This is a genomic window from Acidiferrobacteraceae bacterium (genome assembly GCA_037388825.1).
Lineage (GTDB): Bacteria > Pseudomonadota > Gammaproteobacteria > Acidiferrobacterales > JAJDNE01 > JARRJV01.
This window is the reverse complement of record JARRJV010000025.1, coordinates 52,963-68,719: the sequence shown is the minus strand read 5'-3', so window position 1 is coordinate 68,719 and position 15,757 is coordinate 52,963. Positions and strand designations below refer to the sequence as shown.

The 15,757-nt window shown below is 60.1% G+C and carries 13 protein-coding genes; 4 read left to right on the top strand and 9 right to left on the bottom strand.

Annotated elements, in window-relative coordinates; all coding sequences use genetic code 11:
- Window positions 1-8 precede the first annotated feature (8 nt).
- Genes P8X48_06675 through coaE form a run of 3 tightly spaced genes read left to right on the top strand, consistent with a single transcriptional unit; the run spans window position 9 to window position 2,702 of the window.
- Window positions 9-1,172, top strand: coding sequence for a type II secretion system F family protein (locus tag P8X48_06675; protein MEJ2107001.1), 1,164 nt, complete (start codon window positions 9-11; stop codon window positions 1,170-1,172).
- 32 nt (window positions 1,173-1,204) lie between these two features.
- On the top strand, window positions 1,205-2,083 hold the full coding sequence (locus P8X48_06670) for an A24 family peptidase (protein MEJ2107000.1): 879 nt from the start codon (window positions 1,205-1,207) through the stop codon (window positions 2,081-2,083).
- Window positions 2,084-2,087: 4 nt separating this feature from the next.
- Window positions 2,088-2,702, top strand: a complete 615-nt coding sequence (gene coaE, locus P8X48_06665; protein ID MEJ2106999.1) for a dephospho-CoA kinase — start codon at window positions 2,088-2,090, stop codon at window positions 2,700-2,702.
- On the opposite strand, the gene P8X48_06660 is transcribed toward coaE, so the two are convergent.
- The 3 genes from P8X48_06660 to secA all read right to left on the bottom strand — a co-directional run bounded on the left by P8X48_06660 (window position 2,687) and on the right by secA (window position 7,641).
- Window positions 2,687-3,688: a Nudix family hydrolase gene (locus P8X48_06660; GenBank protein MEJ2106998.1), complete on the bottom strand. Its 1,002-nt coding sequence runs from the start codon at window positions 3,686-3,688 to the stop codon at window positions 2,687-2,689. The two genes, coaE and P8X48_06660, sit on opposite strands and share 16 nt — an antisense overlap.
- Window positions 3,669-4,889, bottom strand: coding sequence for a bifunctional glutamate N-acetyltransferase/amino-acid acetyltransferase ArgJ (argJ, locus tag P8X48_06655; protein MEJ2106997.1), 1,221 nt, complete (start codon window positions 4,887-4,889; stop codon window positions 3,669-3,671). The genes P8X48_06660 and argJ overlap by 20 nt, the downstream gene beginning before the upstream one ends.
- A gap of 79 nt (window positions 4,890-4,968) precedes the next feature.
- On the bottom strand, window positions 4,969-7,641 hold the full coding sequence (gene secA, locus P8X48_06650) for a preprotein translocase subunit SecA (GenBank protein ID MEJ2106996.1): 2,673 nt from the start codon (window positions 7,639-7,641) through the stop codon (window positions 4,969-4,971).
- Between the two features lie 220 nt (window positions 7,642-7,861).
- On the opposite strand from secA, the gene P8X48_06645 reads away from it, so the two are divergent.
- Window positions 7,862-9,433: a beta-propeller fold lactonase family protein gene (locus P8X48_06645; GenBank protein ID MEJ2106995.1), complete on the top strand. Its 1,572-nt coding sequence runs from the start codon at window positions 7,862-7,864 to the stop codon at window positions 9,431-9,433.
- 28 nt (window positions 9,434-9,461) lie between these two features.
- Here the strand turns inward: P8X48_06645 and P8X48_06640 are convergent, their stop codons facing one another.
- The 6 genes from P8X48_06640 to P8X48_06615 all read right to left on the bottom strand — a co-directional run bounded on the left by P8X48_06640 (window position 9,462) and on the right by P8X48_06615 (window position 15,520).
- A complete protein-coding gene (locus tag P8X48_06640; GenBank protein MEJ2106994.1) occupies window positions 9,462-10,403 on the bottom strand; it encodes a M23 family metallopeptidase in 942 nt (313 codons plus the stop codon).
- 69 nt (window positions 10,404-10,472) lie between these two features.
- Window positions 10,473-11,387: a UDP-3-O-acyl-N-acetylglucosamine deacetylase gene (gene lpxC / locus P8X48_06635; protein MEJ2106993.1), complete on the bottom strand. Its 915-nt coding sequence runs from the start codon at window positions 11,385-11,387 to the stop codon at window positions 10,473-10,475.
- A gap of 435 nt (window positions 11,388-11,822) precedes the next feature.
- A complete protein-coding gene (gene ftsZ / locus P8X48_06630) occupies window positions 11,823-12,953 on the bottom strand; it encodes a cell division protein FtsZ (GenBank protein ID MEJ2106992.1) in 1,131 nt (376 codons plus the stop codon).
- 52 nt (window positions 12,954-13,005) lie between these two features.
- Complete coding sequence (ftsA, locus tag P8X48_06625; protein MEJ2106991.1) at window positions 13,006-14,250, bottom strand: cell division protein FtsA; 1,245 nt, start codon at window positions 14,248-14,250, stop codon at window positions 13,006-13,008.
- 3 nt (window positions 14,251-14,253) lie between these two features.
- Window positions 14,254-15,024, bottom strand: coding sequence for a cell division protein FtsQ/DivIB (locus tag P8X48_06620; protein MEJ2106990.1), 771 nt, complete (start codon window positions 15,022-15,024; stop codon window positions 14,254-14,256).
- A complete protein-coding gene (locus P8X48_06615) occupies window positions 15,011-15,520 on the bottom strand; it encodes an ATP-grasp domain-containing protein (GenBank protein ID MEJ2106989.1) in 510 nt (169 codons plus the stop codon). The genes P8X48_06620 and P8X48_06615 overlap by 14 nt, the downstream gene beginning before the upstream one ends.
- Window positions 15,521-15,757: the final 237 nt, after the last annotated feature.

Below are 15,757 nucleotides of genomic sequence, written 5' to 3'. Positions count from 1 at the left end.
TATCCGTCATGGCGCAAGCTGCCGTCAAGAAAGCAAATATCTTCATCTTTGAAGGTACCGACCGTCAGGGCAAGACCATCAAGGGAGAGATGGAAGGAACTGGCGTTGCCCAGAAGTCCCTGTTCAACACCAAGAAGAAGATCAAACCAAAGGACATTGCGGTCTTCACGCGCCAACTTGCCACGATGTTGCAGGCGGGTCTACCGGTCGTTCAGGCATTCGATATCGTAGCCAAGGGAACGGAAAATTCGGGTCTCGCGGATCTTGTGATCCGCGTCAAGCAGGATATCGAATCCGGCACCAATCTGACCGAGGCCTTGTCCAAGCATCCGCTCTATTTCGACTCCCTCTACTGCAGCCTGGTGGGAGCCGGTGAACAGGCCGGTATTCTCGAGACCCTGCTGGACAAGATCGCGACCTACAAGGAAAAGATCGAGAACCTGAAGAGCAAGATCAAGTCCGCGCTGTTCTATCCAACGGCGGTCATTGTGGTCGCATTCATTATTTCCGCGATCTTGCTGATCTTCGTGATTCCCCAGTTTGAAAGTCTGTTCGCCGACTTTGGCGCCGACCTGCCAGCACTGACGGTATTCGTCATCAATCTGTCCAAGGCCTTTACGAACCACGCGATCCTGATCTTCGGCAGCATCTTCGGCACCATTGGCGGATTCTTCTATGCCTACAGGCGATCCACGAAGATGCAGCATATGATGGATCGCCTGTTGCTGCGCGCTCCGATTATTGGACCGATCATCAAGAAGGCCACGATCGCGCGCTTCTGTCGCACCCTTGCAACGATGTTCGCCGCCGGTGTACCGCTCGTGGAAGCCCTGGATTCCGTCGCTGGCGCCGCGGGCAACCGGGTCTACTATGATGGAACGCTGCAGATCAAGGACGAGGTCAGTACCGGCACCCAGCTGCAGGCGGCCATGGGCCAGGTAAACCTGTTCCCGAATATGGTCGTGCAAATGGTAGCCATTGGCGAGGAATCGGGTGAACTGGATGCCATGCTCGGCAAGGTAGCCGATATCTACGAAACCGAGGTCGACGACGCCGTAGCCGGCCTAAGCAGTCTGCTCGAACCGATCATCATGGCCTTTCTCGGTATCATTGTGGGCGGCATGGTGGTCGCGATGTACCTGCCCATCTTCAAACTCGCATCCGTCATCTGACGCCCTGGCCGCAGATCCACGCTGCCCGCGGCATGTTTTCCGGACTTCAGTTTTACCTGCAAATCCACCCCGGACTGTTCCTGACCGCGGTTGCCCTCTACGGTCTGGTACTTGGCAGCTTTCTGAATGTGGTTATCCTTCGGGTTCCCGCAATGCTGGATCGCGACTGGCGCAGCCAATGTCGTGAGCTGCTTGAACTCCCGCAAGAGAAAACCGTTCCCGCTTTCAACTTGCTCAGGCCGGGTTCGCAGTGCCCACACTGTGGACACCCGATCCGCGCATGGGAAAACATTCCGGTTGTGAGTTACCTCCTGCTGCGCGGACGATGCTCTGAATGCGGCACACCTATCTCCCCGCGATACCCGCTGATCGAGCTGGCCACGGCAATCCTGTCCGTGGGCACGGCCTGGCATTTTGGCGTGACGATTCAGTCCCTTGGTGCCCTGATTCTGGTTTGGGGCCTGATTCCGCTCGCTGTTATCGACTACGAGCACAAGATCCTGCCCGATTCCATAACACTGCCGTTCCTCTGGCTCGGCCTGATTTTCTCCAGCTTTGGTACTTTCACTGATCTGCAGTCGGCCGTTTTCGGCGCAATCGCCGGCTACCTTTCTCTTTGGCTCGTCTACCAGGGTTTCAGACTGTTGACCGGGAAAGAGGGTATTGGATTCGGTGACTTCAAGCTCTTTGCCCTCTTCGGGGCATGGCTCGGGTGGCAACAACTCCCGATCCTGATTCTGATTGCCGCCTTTACCGGAGCCGTGATCGGCGGTGCTTCCCTCTATTTCTCCCGGCGCGGCCGCGACCACCCGATCCCTTTCGGACCCTTCCTTTGTGTTGCTGGCTGGATCACCCTCCTGTGGGGCGACACTCTCACCCGGGCCTACCTCCAGCTCGCACGAATCGGATAGCCTCATGTTGCGCATAGGGCTGACAGGCGGGATCGGTGCCGGGAAAACCGAAGCCGCCAATCTGTTTTCCGAACTGGGCGTGCCGGTAATCGATGCAGACCGGATTGCCCGCGAACTCGTGGAACCCGGGACCGAGGCCTACGAGGAGGTGGTGGCGACATTCGGCGGGGACATTGTATCCGTGGACGGGTCACTGGACCGGAAGCGACTCAGGGACCTTGTCTTTCACGACGCGAAGCAAAGGAAACGCCTGGAGGCAATCCTGCATCCCCGGGTCCGGGCAGCCATCGTCCGGGAAGTACAGGCCCTCAGCTCCGCCTACTGCGTGATCGTCGTGCCGTTGTTGGTCGAATCCGGTATGCAGGACCTGGTTCATCGCGTCCTGGTCGTCAACGCGCCACGGGACACCCGGGCCCGGCGTGTCATGAGCCGGGACGCGATCGGTGCCGACCAGGCGCAGTCCATAATGGACGCGCAGGCCAACGATGCCCTGCGCCTCGGCAAGGCCGACGATGTCCTGGACAATACAGGGAATCTTGCAGAACTGCGGCAATCCATTCTGGACCTGCACCGCCGCTATGAACAACTGGCCGCCACTGGAGACTACGATCGCGACTGACAGGTCCGTACGGCCGCGGAAATGGATGGGGAGGACCAGACTCCCCCGATCATGGAAAGGCCCTGGGCGCCGTGGTTGACGGCAAGTTCCAGATCTCCGGGTTTCATGCCGCCGAGGGCATACACCGGAATTCGGGTTTCGGCACAAAGTCTGCGAAAGCGCTCCCATCCCATACCCGCCTCGCCCGGATGACTGTTCGTCGGCCGTACGGGAGAGAGCACAACAAAATCCGCGCCAATCGCCTCGGCGCGACGGAGGTCTTCCTTCGTATGACAGGAAGCGGAAAGCAGTGCCGGAGGTGACAGGGGTCTTTCCACAGTCTCGTGCAGGCGCCGACCGCTGAGATGTATCCCGTCGGCACCGACGCGTCGCGCCATCTCCGGGTCCCGATTCACCAGAACCCTTGCACCGTGCGCCCGGGAAAGGGCAAGCACCTCCCCCGCCAGAATCGCGAATTCCTCATCATCCAGGCCGTTCTCGCGAAGCTGGATCAGCCGTGCGCCGGCCGCCAGGGCCTCCTCCAGCGCGCCAAGAAACTCGCGGCGACCGGAGAATCGGCCGAGGTCGCTGATCAGGTACAGGGACGGCAGCTGGAGGGCACGCACAATCGCCCGATTGGCCGCTGGGAACTCGTAGTCGGAAAGCTCGCCGCGCGCGACCCACCGCAGGTCCTGTCCATCGCGACCCGTCGCTTCACCGGAAAACTCCGTGACACACCAGACATCCAGCCATACCTTGCGGTCGCTGTAATCGTAAGGAATCTGGATCAGCGGCACGGCGCGGCGAGTCTCTATTCCGAGTTCCTCGTGCAACTCACGCTGCAGCGCCTCGCGGCCATCCTCGCCAGGCTCCACCTTGCCGCCGGGAAACTCCCACTTTCCCCCTTCGTGGAGATCCGGCGGCCGGAACGCGATCAGCACCCGGTCACCACGTTGCACCGCGCCGACAGCGACGTGAATCCGGCCGTCAGCTGCGGTACTCGGCATTGATTCGCACGTACTCGTGGGAAAGGTCCGTGGTCCAGACCATTGCCGACTCCTTGCCGGCACCAAGGCGAACCTCAATAAGGATTTCGTCCCGCGCCATGGCCTGCTGCCCCTGCTCTTCGCTGTAGGAATCGGCGACGGCTCCATTGCGAACCACGGCCACACCATTGATATCGAGTTCAACCCGGTCAATATCCAGATCCACGACCGGCGCACGTCCCACGGCAGCCAGGATGCGTCCCCAATTCGGATCACTGGCGAACAGAGCCGTTTTCACAAGCGGGGAATGGGCAATCGTATAGGCAACCTGAAGACACTCGTCGACGGTACGGCCGCCGCCGACCTTGATGGTGACGAACTTGGTTGCGCCCTCTCCGTCGCGGACAATCATTTGCGCCAGGGTCGTGCAAACCTCGGTGAGCGCGGCACGGAATGGCTCGAACAGGGGATGATTCGGGCCGTCGATGGTCTCGTTTGCGGCGCGGCCCGTGGCCATGATCACGCAGGCGTCATTGGTGGATGTATCGCCATCGACGGTAATTCGATTGAATGAAACGTCGACCGCCGCCGACAGGGCGCGTTGGAGAACCCCGGTATCGATCGACGCATCGGTTGCGACAAAGGCAAGCATGGTTGCCATGTCCGGCCGGATCATTCCGGAACCCTTGGCAACGCCGCTGAGGGTCACGGAAGCATCCCCAAGGGACAGCTGAACCGAGATGCCCTTGGGTACCGTATCGGTGGTCACGATGGCCTCGGCGAACTCGTTCCAGGCATCCTCGGACAGGGCGCTGCACAGGCCCGGAATGGCCGCACGCATCGCATCAGAAGGGGGTACCACGCCGATCACCCCGGTGGAAAAAGGAAGCACCTGTTCCGGCGCGCACCCGACTTCTCCGGCCACCCAGGCACATGCATCGCGCGCCAACGCCAGACCGGGTTCGCCCGTTCCGGCATTGGCCTGGCCGGAGTTGACGACCAGCGCCCGCGGCACCGCCTTCTCCATGTGTTCGCGCGCGACAAGCACGGGCGCTGCAGCAAAGCGGTTGCGCGTAAACACCGCCGCCGTCGAGGTTCCCTCGTCCGCAAGCAGTACTGCGAGATCTGCTCTCTTGCGATAGCGAAGGCCCGCGTGGGCAGCAGCCACGCGCGTACCGCGAACCGGCAAGAGTTTCTCGAGAGGTTTCAGTCCGACCGCCATCGTTGCCTCGTACAAATCAAAACGGGGGGCCTGACCCCCCGCTTTCGAATCACTTCATTATAGCGTCGACGGCGACCCGCTAGACAAGTTTCCCGTGACAGTGTTTGTATTTCTTGCCGGACCCGCAGGGGCAGGGCTGGTTCCGGCCAACCTTGGGGGTGGACCGTACCACCGGCCGAGCGGCAACCTGAACGTCTTCTTCTGGCGCCGGCTCCGCCTCGCCGCCCGACTGAAGCTCCGGGTGAAGGTACTGAACCTCGCTCTGACGGCGCTGCTGTGCCTCCCAGGCCTCGATCTCCTCGTCACTCTGTATACGAATACGTGCCAGCGTGGCGACGACCTCGACCTTGATCTGATCCAGCATCTCCGAAAACAGGCGGAAGGCCTCGCGCTTGTATTCTTCCTTGGGATTCTGCTGGGCATAGCCGCGCAGATGAATCCCCTGACGCAGATAGTCCATGGCAGCGAGATGATCCTTCCACTGCTTGTCCAGAATCTGCAGCATGACCGCCTTTTCCAGGTGACGCATGGCCTCCGACCCGATGGCTGCCGCCTTGGCATCGTGCTGGCTCTCCAGCTCGGAGACAATCCGGTCCCGCAGGGCCTCCTCGTCCATGTCCGATTCCTGGTCCAGAAGCGCCTGCAAAGGCAGGCGGAGATCAAATTCCGCCTCCAGGGCCGTGGTCAGGCCACCCACATCCCATTGCTCCTCCAGGCTCTCCCGCGGCAGGTACTGATCCACCAGGTCGTTAACCACTTCCCTGCGAATGGTGCGCACGCTTTCACTGATCTCGTCTGCGTCCATCAGCTCGTTGCGCTGCTGATAGATCACCTTTCGCTGATCGTTGGCGACATCGTCGTATTCAAGCAGCTGCTTGCGGATATCGAAGTTGCGGCCTTCTACCTTGCGCTGCGCATTCTCGATCGCCTTGCTGACCCAGGGGTGCTCAATGGCCTCGTTTTCCTGCATCCCCAGTCTCTGCATAAGGCCCGATACCCGTTCGGACCCGAAGATCCGCATGAGGTTGTCTTCCAGCGAGAGGTAGAACCGGCTCGAGCCCGGATCACCCTGGCGGCCGGAACGACCCCGCAGCTGATTGTCGATTCGGCGGGACTCGTGACGTTCGGTACCAATTACGTGCAAGCCGCCGGCATCCAGCACCTGCTGGTGCCGTTGCTCCCACTCATTCCGTTCATTCTCGCCGTCCCCCGGATTGCCACCCAGCACAATATCTGTACCGCGACCCGCCATATTGGTGGCAATCGTCACCGCACCCGGACGCCCGGCCTGCGCCACGATCTGGGCCTCCCGTTCGTGTTGTTTTGCATTGAGAACCTCGTGCGGAATCCCGAGTTTTTTCAGCAGCGCGGCAAGTCGTTCCGACGACTCAATCGAAATCGTCCCGACGAGCGCAGGCTGACCCCGCTCGTGACAATCGCGGATATCGTCGACGATCGCGTGCTCCTTCTCCCGGTTGGTGCGATAAACCAAATCGGTATTGTCCTTGCGAACCATCGGCTTGTGCGTGGGAATCACGACCACCTCCAGCGCGTAGATGTGCTGGAATTCAAACGCCTCGGTATCGGCCGTACCGGTCATGCCGCTGAGCTTGTTGTACAGCCGGAAATAGTTCTGGAATGTTATGGAGGCCAGGGTCTGGTTTTCATTCTGGATCGGCACCCCTTCCTTGGCTTCCACGGCCTGGTGCAGACCCTCGGACCACCGCCGGCCACTCATCATGCGCCCGGTGAACTCGTCGATGATCACAACTTCGCCATTGCGAACGATGTAGTCGACCTCGCGCTGGTAAAGCGTATGCGCGCGCAGGGCCGCATTTACGTGATGCAACAGCATAATGTTGGAGGCATCGTACAGGTTGCTGCCTTCGGCAAGCACCCCGGACTGTTCCAACAGGCGCTCCACCTTTTCATGGCCGGCATCGGTGAGATAGGCCTGACGGGCCTTTTCGTCGACCGAGTAGTCCCCGGGGCCATCTTCGGTTTCCTGCTTCTGCAGATGGGGAATGATCTTGTTGACCTTGACGTACAGGTCGGTGCTCTCTTCCGCCGGACCGGAAATAATAAGAGGAGTTCGGGCCTCGTCGATCAGGATGGAATCCACTTCATCGACAACGGCGAAATTCAACGGCCGCTGAAAACGTTCTTCGGCCTGGAACGCCATATTGTCGCGCAGGTAGTCGAAACCGAACTCATTGTTGGTGCCGTAGGTAATGTCGGCACGATAAGCCGCATGCTTGCTTTCCGGATCCTGGTCCGACACCACAACGCCGACGGTAAGACCCAGAAAACCGTATACCTGCCCCATCCATTCCGAGTCGCGCTGCGCCAAATAATCGTTCACGGTAACGACGTGGACCCCGTTTCCGGACAGGGCATTCAGATACGCCGGAAGGGTGGCCACCAGGGTCTTGCCCTCGCCGGTGCGCATCTCGGCAATCTTGCCCATGTGCAGGGTCATCCCGCCAATGAGCTGTACATCGAAGTGGCGCATGCCGAGGGTACGCATCGATGCTTCACGCACGACGGCAAAGGCCTCAACCAGCAGGTCGTCCAGGGTCTCGCCCTGGCTCACGCGCTCGCGAAACTCCCCGGTCTTGGCCCGCAGTTCCTCATCACTGAGGGCGGAGATCGAGGATTCCAGGGAATTGATACGGGCGACCTGCTGCCGCATGCGCTTGATCAGACGGGCATTGCGGCTGCCCACGATTTTCTTCAGGACTTTTGTAACCATGGATACCGGATTGCGGCCGGGGCTGCCCGGCCTGAAAAAACGGGCATTATGGAGGAAAAAGGTCGGGACTTGAAGCAGCTTCCCGGACCGGAGCTCCGGCCATCCGGCGCCGACAGACGACCTTCCCCTTCTTAACGTGATGGCTACAATAGACTGCATGATTCGCCCTCAGTTCCTGATCTTGCCGGTTTTTTTGTGCTCTTTGGCGGCAGGATCCCCTGTGTGGGCGGGGCCGGCGGAAGATGCCTACCGCCAGGGCATGGCGCTGCAACAGGCCCACAAGACCGAGGACGCCATCAAGGCCTACAAGAAAGCCCTCAGCCTGAAACCCGGCCTCGGGCCCGCGCACTACGAACTCGGCTGGAGCTACTGGGTCCAGGGCGACTGGGCCCGGGTCGTGCGTCATTGGCGGGAGGCCAGCCGCCTGAAAGCGGGTCCGCCGGAACTTGCGCGCTACCTCAGGGAGGCCCAAGACAATCTGGACGGCAGGCTTGAGCCCCTGGTTCGGGTTCCCATTGGCGCCGTTTCCGCTCCGTCCCCGGACGCCCCGTCCACTGGACCCACGCTGGAACTGATTGCCAGATTCCAGCACTACAATCCGCGTCCGGCGAATACCAGCGATCATTTCGACCCGTTTGTCTTTTCGCCGAAATCCGTCCGCTTCCTTGAAGACGGGAGCAAGGTGTACGTGAATGCCCTGGAGGGGTTCACGACGGTGGTCTACGATCCACGCCACCTGCGGCGCATCGATACCATTGTCCACCATTTCGACCAGAACGATGCCGGGCTGTTTGATTCGCGCCACGGCGGCAGTCCGTGGCTGCGCTTCCCGGATTCCGGCGTACCGGCGGACCCCAACCAGTTTTCCGGAAAACCGGTGGAATCGGCGCTGTCCATCGACGGCCACTATCTCTGGGTCCCCTACTACCGGCGCGACTACGATCGTTTGTCCAAAATGCCTTCTGCCGTGGCGATCATTGATGTACGCACGGATAGGATCGTGCGTGTCATGAGTACCGGCCCCATCCCCAAGTATGTCGTCGCTTCACCCGATGGCCACTGGATGGCGGTTGTGCATTGGGGCGACAATACCGTGGGCCTGATCGATACCCTTAACAAGAAACCTTCGAGCTACCGACGGGCAGCACTGATTACTGTCGGCCGCCAGTTCAATCTGAACACGATCAACGATGCGGACCGGGATCACGGGTGCGGCTTTTGTCTGCGGGGCGCGGCCTTTACCCCCGACAGCCGCTACCTTCTGGTGGCACGCATGGGGGGAGGAGGCATTGCCGTAATCGATGTCCGCCGCCGGCGCTACGTCGACACCGTGTTCGGCATGCGCCCGACACCACGGCATCTGGAACTCTCCCCGGACGGCCATACGCTCTTCGTAAGCTCCAACTTCGCCGGCTATGTATCACGCTACCGCATTGAAGATCTGGTCCATGCAGCTCGCAGGCATGTGCGCAAGCTCAAACCCGAACGGGAAATCTACACCGGAGAATCGACACGGACGATTGCCGTTGCCCCAAATGGACGTTGGATATTTGCGGCGGCAAACAAGGAGAGTCAGGTGGTTGTTCTGGACGCAGGAACCCTGAAGCCCCTTGCCCGGGTGGCGGCGGACTCCTATCCGGTTGGCCTCGCGGTGTCACCGGATAACACCCAACTCTGGGTGACATCCCAGGGGCGCGACCTTCGTGGTGGAAATTCGGTAATGGTGTACCGGATCGGGAATGGAAGCTCAGCAGATCCGCTGCGTCGGGCCAGTCTCCAAACCGCGCCGTAACGGGAGCTGGACCGGTTCGCGGTTCGGTCTAGTTCCGGGCCTTCGGTCCGCCGCTTTCCAGGAAGCTGATCGGGTCGATCTTCTTGTGATCGCGCAACACCTCGACATGCAGGTGCGGGCCGGTAGAACGGCCGGTGCTGCCCACGCGTCCGATTGCTTGTCCCCGCTTGACCCGGTCTCCAACCTTCACCAGTTCGGCGCTGAGGTGCGCATAGCGCGTGCTATAGCCCTGTCCGTGGGTGATCTCCACCAGGTTTCCGTAGCCGAAACGCGGGCCGGAGTAGGTTACGACGCCGTCACCCATGGCGTGAACGACGGATCCCAGCGGACTCGCGATGTCGACCCCGCTGTGCAGGGACAGACGCCCGGTAAATGGATCGGCCCGCATGCCGAAATTTGAGGACACCCATCCCTTTACCGGCCAACCGTAGGGGCTCAGGGCCTTGCGCGTCTGACGATCGATGAGAAGCGACTCAAGCGCGTTCAACTGTTCCGATTTCTCGGATACCTGTTGATCAAGCTCCTTCAGTGAGGACATGATCATCGACCCGTTGAAGTCGGTTGAAGATTCCGCCGGACCACCCATCGCCGGCTGGGTCGAGAAATCGAATTCCCGCGGGTCCAGGCCGGCCATGCGGGTCAAACGGCCGCCAAGGGCATTCAAGCGGATGATCTGGGCCTGTAAATGGCCAAGCCTTTGCGCCAGGGCATTGAGATGGGTCTCGGCATTGACCCGGGCCTGGCGAATCGCTTCACGCTGCGCGCGCAGCTCATTTTGCTGACGAAGAACGAGATCTGCATCAACGCTTCCGTTGTAGCGTTCAAGCAGGGCATTGGCACGGTAGGTAATCACACCGAACAGCACCGGCATCAGAATCAGCCCAACGAATGCCATGACCAGAATATGTCGGTGCGACAAACTTGCATGGCGGCTGGACCCGCCCTTGTCGGGAACGATGATGATGTTCATGACGAGGCTGGCTCCTTGTCTGTACCGGTTCGTACCGGGCGGATTCGTGTTTCGGAAATCGGCATGCGATTAGCCTGCGGGAATTGCACCGGCCGCGAAGGCGATCGGCGCTTCCTCATTCTCTTCAAAGGATTCGAGTTCCCACGCATCGGTCTGTGCCATCAGGGCGCGCAGCAGGCGATTGTTCATATAGTGTCCCGAACGATACGCGCTGAACGCGCCAATGAGGGGATAACCAAGCAGATACAAATCCCCGATCGCGTCCAGAATCTTGTGCTTCACGAATTCATCGTCATAGCGCAGACCGTCTTCGTTCAGCACCCGAAAATCGTCGAGAACAACCGCATTGTCGAACCCGCCACCACGGGCAAATCCCGCTTTCTGCAACGCTTCCACCTCCGCGATGAAACCGAAAGTGCGCGCCCGACTGATCTCTTTCACGAATGAGGTGGTCGACAGATCCAGGGTCGCGGTCTGCTGGGCGCTCTGGAACATGGGATGATCAAAATCGATGGTGAAGGATACCTTGAAACCGTCGAACGGCTCGAATACCGCCCACTTGTTGTCTTCCTTTACCTCGATCCTGCGCTTGATACGAAGAAAACGTTTTGGTGCCGACTGCTCCTCGATCCCGGCGGACTGCAGGAGAAAAACGAACGGGCCTGCACTACCATCCATGATCGGGACTTCGGCCGCCGTTAACTCGATCAATGCATTGTCGATGCCCAGACCGGCAAAGGCGGACATCAGGTGTTCAATGGTGGAGATTCGGACACCATCTTTTTCAATGGTGGTGGAAAGGCGGGTATCACTTACGTTCTGGGGACAGGCTTTTACATCGACGGGTTCTTTAAGATCGGTTCGGCGAAACACAATGCCGGTATCTACAGGCGCCGGATGCAAGGTCAGATAGATCTTGTCACCGGTGTGCAGGCCGACACCGGTAGCTCGAATTGTGTTTTTCAGCGTTCTTTGTCGAATCATTTTATTGTTCGTACACCGCGCTTTCGCCATCCCACTATAGCCGGGATTCTTGCGCAAACCAGACCGTCCCCAGAGATCAATCACCCTGCCCCACAGGCATGAGTCCCGCGGGAACGTGGAACTTTATAGGAAACTCCCTAGGTATTCCATGTATTTAAAGGCAATTTCTAGAACCTGTCCAGCTTGCGCCCGCAAGCGACCCTACGTCCGGTCGATGTGCCCCGATAAACGCACGGATCGACGAAAACCGGCATGGTCCAGCGACTGCCCGCAAACACGGACGATCTCCAATCGCAGGAGAAAAAACACCACCGATCAGTGACTTGAAGGCGACATTACGGGAATGGGAAGGAAAGCCGGTAACCCGGGGCCGGGTGAACCCCGGGGTACCGAAAAAAGTGGACGTCCCTGTCCTTTGCGACACAGGAGACCGGGCTAGTCGGCCTGCTTTCTCAGAAAGGCCGGTATATCCAGGTACTCCACCGAATCCGCGGCGGCGGCATCCTCATGGTCGCGCCGCTTGCGGATCACGGTCGGGGTATCGAGATCCTCGAAATCCGTGGTCCCGGTTCCGGTCTTGATCACCCGGTAGGGCTGCTTCGGCTTGGCCTCACGGCCCAGGCCGGTCGCCACCAGGGTAACCCTCAATTCTCCACTCATTTCCGGATCGATGACCGTACCCATAACCACGGTTGCGTCTTCCGAGGCGAACTCCTTGACGGTATTGCCCACCTCCTCGAACTCGCCGATGGACATGTCGGGGCCGGCAGTCACATTCACCAGGATGCCGCGGGCGCCGGAGATGTTGATGTCTTCCAGCAGCGGACTCGCCACCGCAGCCATAGCCGCTTCACTCGCCCGGTTGTCACCACCTGCAGAGGCCGATCCCATCATGGCCATGCCCATCTCCGACATCACCGTGCGGACATCGGCAAAGTCGACGTTGATCAGGCCCGAGCGGGTGATCAGTTCGGCAATCCCCTGAACCGCGCCCTGCAGAACCTCGTTGGCCTTGCCAAAGGCATCCAGCAAGGTGGCCTCCTTGCCAAGCACAGTCAGCAGCTTCTCGTTCGGAATCGTGATAATGGAATCGACGAACTGCGCCAGATCCTTCGCGCCCTGATCCGCCACTGCCATGCGCTTGCGTCCCTCGAAGGGGAATGGCTTGGTCACGACCGCCACCGTCAGGATGTCGAGATCCCGTGCAACCTGCGCAACAATGGGCGCCGCCCCCGTTCCGGTTCCGCCGCCCATGCCGGCTGTGATGAACACCATGTCGGCGCCGTTCAATACCTCGGCGATGCGCTCACGGTCTTCCACCGCAGCCTGGCGACCGACATCGGGATCGGCACCGCACCCGAGCCCCTTGGTCAGGCTTGCGCCCAGTTGCAGGATGGTCCCTGCCCGGGTCTTGCCCAGCGCCTGGGAATCCGTGTTGGCATTGATGAACTCCACACCTTCGATACTCGCGTGGACCATGTGGTCGACGGCATTGCCACCTCCGCCTCCCACGCCTATCACCTTGATCACGGCCTGCGGGCCGTATGTATCCATCAGTTCAAACATGTGTCGCTCCTCCGATTGTTGCACCCGTTAAAAGAAAATCTTCCGCTCACGATCAGAAATTTCCCTGAAACCAGCTCTTCATTCGACTCAGTACACCCTTCATTCCCGGCGAAGACCGGCCGGGTTGTTGCACGAACTCGGACCCGCCACGATGTCTGGCGCCAAACTGGACCAGGCCGACACCGGTGGCATACATCGGGTTCTCAACGACGCCGCTCAGGCCGCTTACGTTGTGGGGCAGGCCCAGCCGTACCGGCATGTGAAACACCTCTTCGGCCAGTTCCACCATTCCCTGCAGCTTGGAACTACCACCGGTAAGCACCACACCCGACCCCACAAGATCCTCGAATCCGCTGCGACGCAGCTCCGCCGCAACCAGGGTGAACAGCTCCTCGATGCGTGGTTCGATCACCTCGGCAAGGGTCTGGCGTGCGAGCTTGCGCGGAGCACGGTCTCCGACGCTGGGAACCTCGATGGTCTCGTCGGTACGCGCCAGTTGCGTCAGCGCGCAGCCATACTGTTTCTTTATTTCCTCGGCATGCTGCATGGGCGTGCGCATAGCCACGGCAATGTCATTCGTCACCTGGTCGCCGGCGATGGGAATGACTGCTGTGTGACGGATAGCCCCGTCCGTGAACACGGCGATGTCCGTGGTACCGCCACCGATATCCACCAGGCACACGCCCAGCTCCTTCTCGTCGTCGGTGATGACGGCGATGCTGGAGGCGAGTTGCTCGAGAATGATGTCGTCCACTTCCAGCCCGCAGCGGCGAACGCACTTGATGATGTTCTGTGCCGCGCTGACCGCGCCAGTGACGATGTGCACCTTGGCTTCCAGGCGCACGCCACTCATACCGACCGGCTCGCGGATCCCTTCCTGCTTGTCGATGATGTATTCCTGCGGAATGATGTGCAGTACCTTCTGGTCCGCCGGGATAGCGAGCGCCCGCGCAGCCTCGATGACACGCTCGACGTCGCTTGCACCCACTTCCTTGTCCTTGATCGCGACAATTCCGTGGGAATTGAAACTGCTGATATGGCTTCCGGCGATCCCGGCAAAGACGGAATGGATCTCGCATCCCGCCATCAACTCCGCTTCCTCGACCGCACGCTGGATCGACTGGACGGTGGATTCGATGTTCACCACCACTCCCTTTTTCAGGCCTCGTGAGGGGTGGTGGCCAACGCCGATGATCTCCACCTCTCCGTCCGCGGTGACCTCGCCGACGATGGCCAGGACCTTGGACGTGCCAATATCCAGTCCGACCACCAGACGTTCGTTATCCTTTTTCGACATCGTTCACCTCTCGTTGCTGGATGCGAGACGGATGGGGACCGCTTGCCCCCTCTTCCACCCCACGGCAAAACCGTTGGCGTAGCGCAGGTCGATTCGACGTATGCGCCCCATGTACGCGGCCAGATAGGGATAGGCCAGCAGAAAGCGTTGTGCGGATCGCTGCAGGGATTCGCGCCCGAATTCCAGGGAGATTCCGTTGTGCAGTTCCAGGCTCCAGGTACGCCGGTCGCTGAGCGTAAGCTTGTCGACGTGCAGGCCCGCCGCGGCGAACATGGATTCGAGGTCCTGGTACTGCTTCAACACCCGGGGGGCGCTGCCTTCCGGTCCGGCCAGGCCCACCACATCCTCCGGTCCGTCGTCTTGCGGAAGCCGGACCACCTTGCCCTTGCCATTGACCCATGCCGAATCGCCCCAGCGCGCCACGAAGTGCTGCTCCGTAAAGCGCACCTGAACGCCATTGGGCCAGCGACGACTGACCCAGGCCTGATCCACCCAGGGGAGGGCTTCGACGGTCTGTTGCACGCGGGGCAGGTCCGCGCTCAGGAAATTGCCCGCCAACTGGCCCACCACGCTGTTTTCCAGCTGACCCCGGCTCACGTGGTGAAACGGGCCCTGGAAACTCACGCTGCGCACCGGCCAGGTATCGGGTTTTAATGCCCAGTCCAGGCCCACGAGCACAACCGCGAGCGCCACCAGGGACCAGAACAGCACCAGGCCAGTATTAAACAGGGACCGGGTCAGATTGAGCTGCGGGACCGGATTAACGCTCGCCATGGCTGCCCTCCAGAATTCGCATCACCAGTTCATCGAAATCCATGCCCGCTTCCCGTGCCGCCATGGGTACCAGGCTGTGGTCCGTCATACCCGGCAGGGTGTTTACCTCCAGCACATACGGGTGTGATGACTCGTCCAGCAGCACATCGACCCGCCCCCAGCCGCGACAACCGAGCAGGTGAAAGCTCTGCAGGGCCAGCATGCGAACCCTCTCCTCGACCTCCGGGTCAAGGCCGCTCGGGCAGTGGTAGCGTGTGGCGTCGGAGTTGTACTTCGCGTCGTAGGTATAGAAACCGCCAGGCGCCTCCACCCACACCAGGGGCAGCGGCTCGTTGTCAAGAATGGCGGCGTGGAGCTCCTTCCCGGTAATCCAGCTCTCCGCCAGCACAACCGGGTCCAGGGCGCGCGCCATCTCCCAGGCGGTGGCAAGTTCTTCGCGCCGGTCTACCCTGCTTACGCCGACACTGGATCCCTGCGCATTGGGTTTTACCGCCATCGGCAGGCCCAGTAAAAGAGGAGTTTGAAGAAATTGCCGGTAAAATTAAAAGTCATCTGTAGAGGCCCCAGCGTGATTAAGGCACCTGACAGTTTCTGTTCGAATGTTTCATCTTGACCGTTAGTCTGATGCACTTTTTCAGTAAGATATTTTGTGAAGTCACTGGATTAATAATTTTCACGTAATACATCACCAATTTTCTGCTTGTTTATCGTTTATCAGGTATTTTGCTACAAC

Bases quoted from the DNA above. Each gene is read 5' to 3' on its own strand.
- argJ (MEJ2106997.1), bottom strand. From the start codon at position 4,889: ATGGCGGTCGGACTGAAACCTCTCGAGAAACTCTTGCCGGTTCGCGGT.
- P8X48_06660 (MEJ2106998.1), bottom strand. From the start codon at position 3,688: ATGCCGAGTACCGCAGCTGACGGCCGGATTCACGTCGCTGTCGGCGCG.
- lpxC (MEJ2106993.1), bottom strand. From the start codon at position 11,387: ATGATTCGACAAAGAACGCTGAAAAACACAATTCGAGCTACCGGTGTC.
- P8X48_06620 (MEJ2106990.1), bottom strand. From the start codon at position 15,024: ATGGCGAGCGTTAATCCGGTCCCGCAGCTCAATCTGACCCGGTCCCTG.
- P8X48_06675 (MEJ2107001.1), top strand. From the start codon at position 9: ATGGCGCAAGCTGCCGTCAAGAAAGCAAATATCTTCATCTTTGAAGGT.
- P8X48_06615 (MEJ2106989.1), bottom strand. From the start codon at position 15,520: ATGGCGGTAAAACCCAATGCGCAGGGATCCAGTGTCGGCGTAAGCAGG.
- P8X48_06640 (MEJ2106994.1), bottom strand. From the start codon at position 10,403: ATGAACATCATCATCGTTCCCGACAAGGGCGGGTCCAGCCGCCATGCA.
- secA (MEJ2106996.1), bottom strand. From the start codon at position 7,641: ATGGTTACAAAAGTCCTGAAGAAAATCGTGGGCAGCCGCAATGCCCGT.
- coaE (MEJ2106999.1), top strand. From the start codon at position 2,088: ATGTTGCGCATAGGGCTGACAGGCGGGATCGGTGCCGGGAAAACCGAA.
- ftsA (MEJ2106991.1), bottom strand. From the start codon at position 14,250: ATGTCGAAAAAGGATAACGAACGTCTGGTGGTCGGACTGGATATTGGC.
- ftsZ (MEJ2106992.1), bottom strand. From the start codon at position 12,953: ATGTTTGAACTGATGGATACATACGGCCCGCAGGCCGTGATCAAGGTG.
- P8X48_06670 (MEJ2107000.1), top strand. From the start codon at position 1,205: ATGTTTTCCGGACTTCAGTTTTACCTGCAAATCCACCCCGGACTGTTC.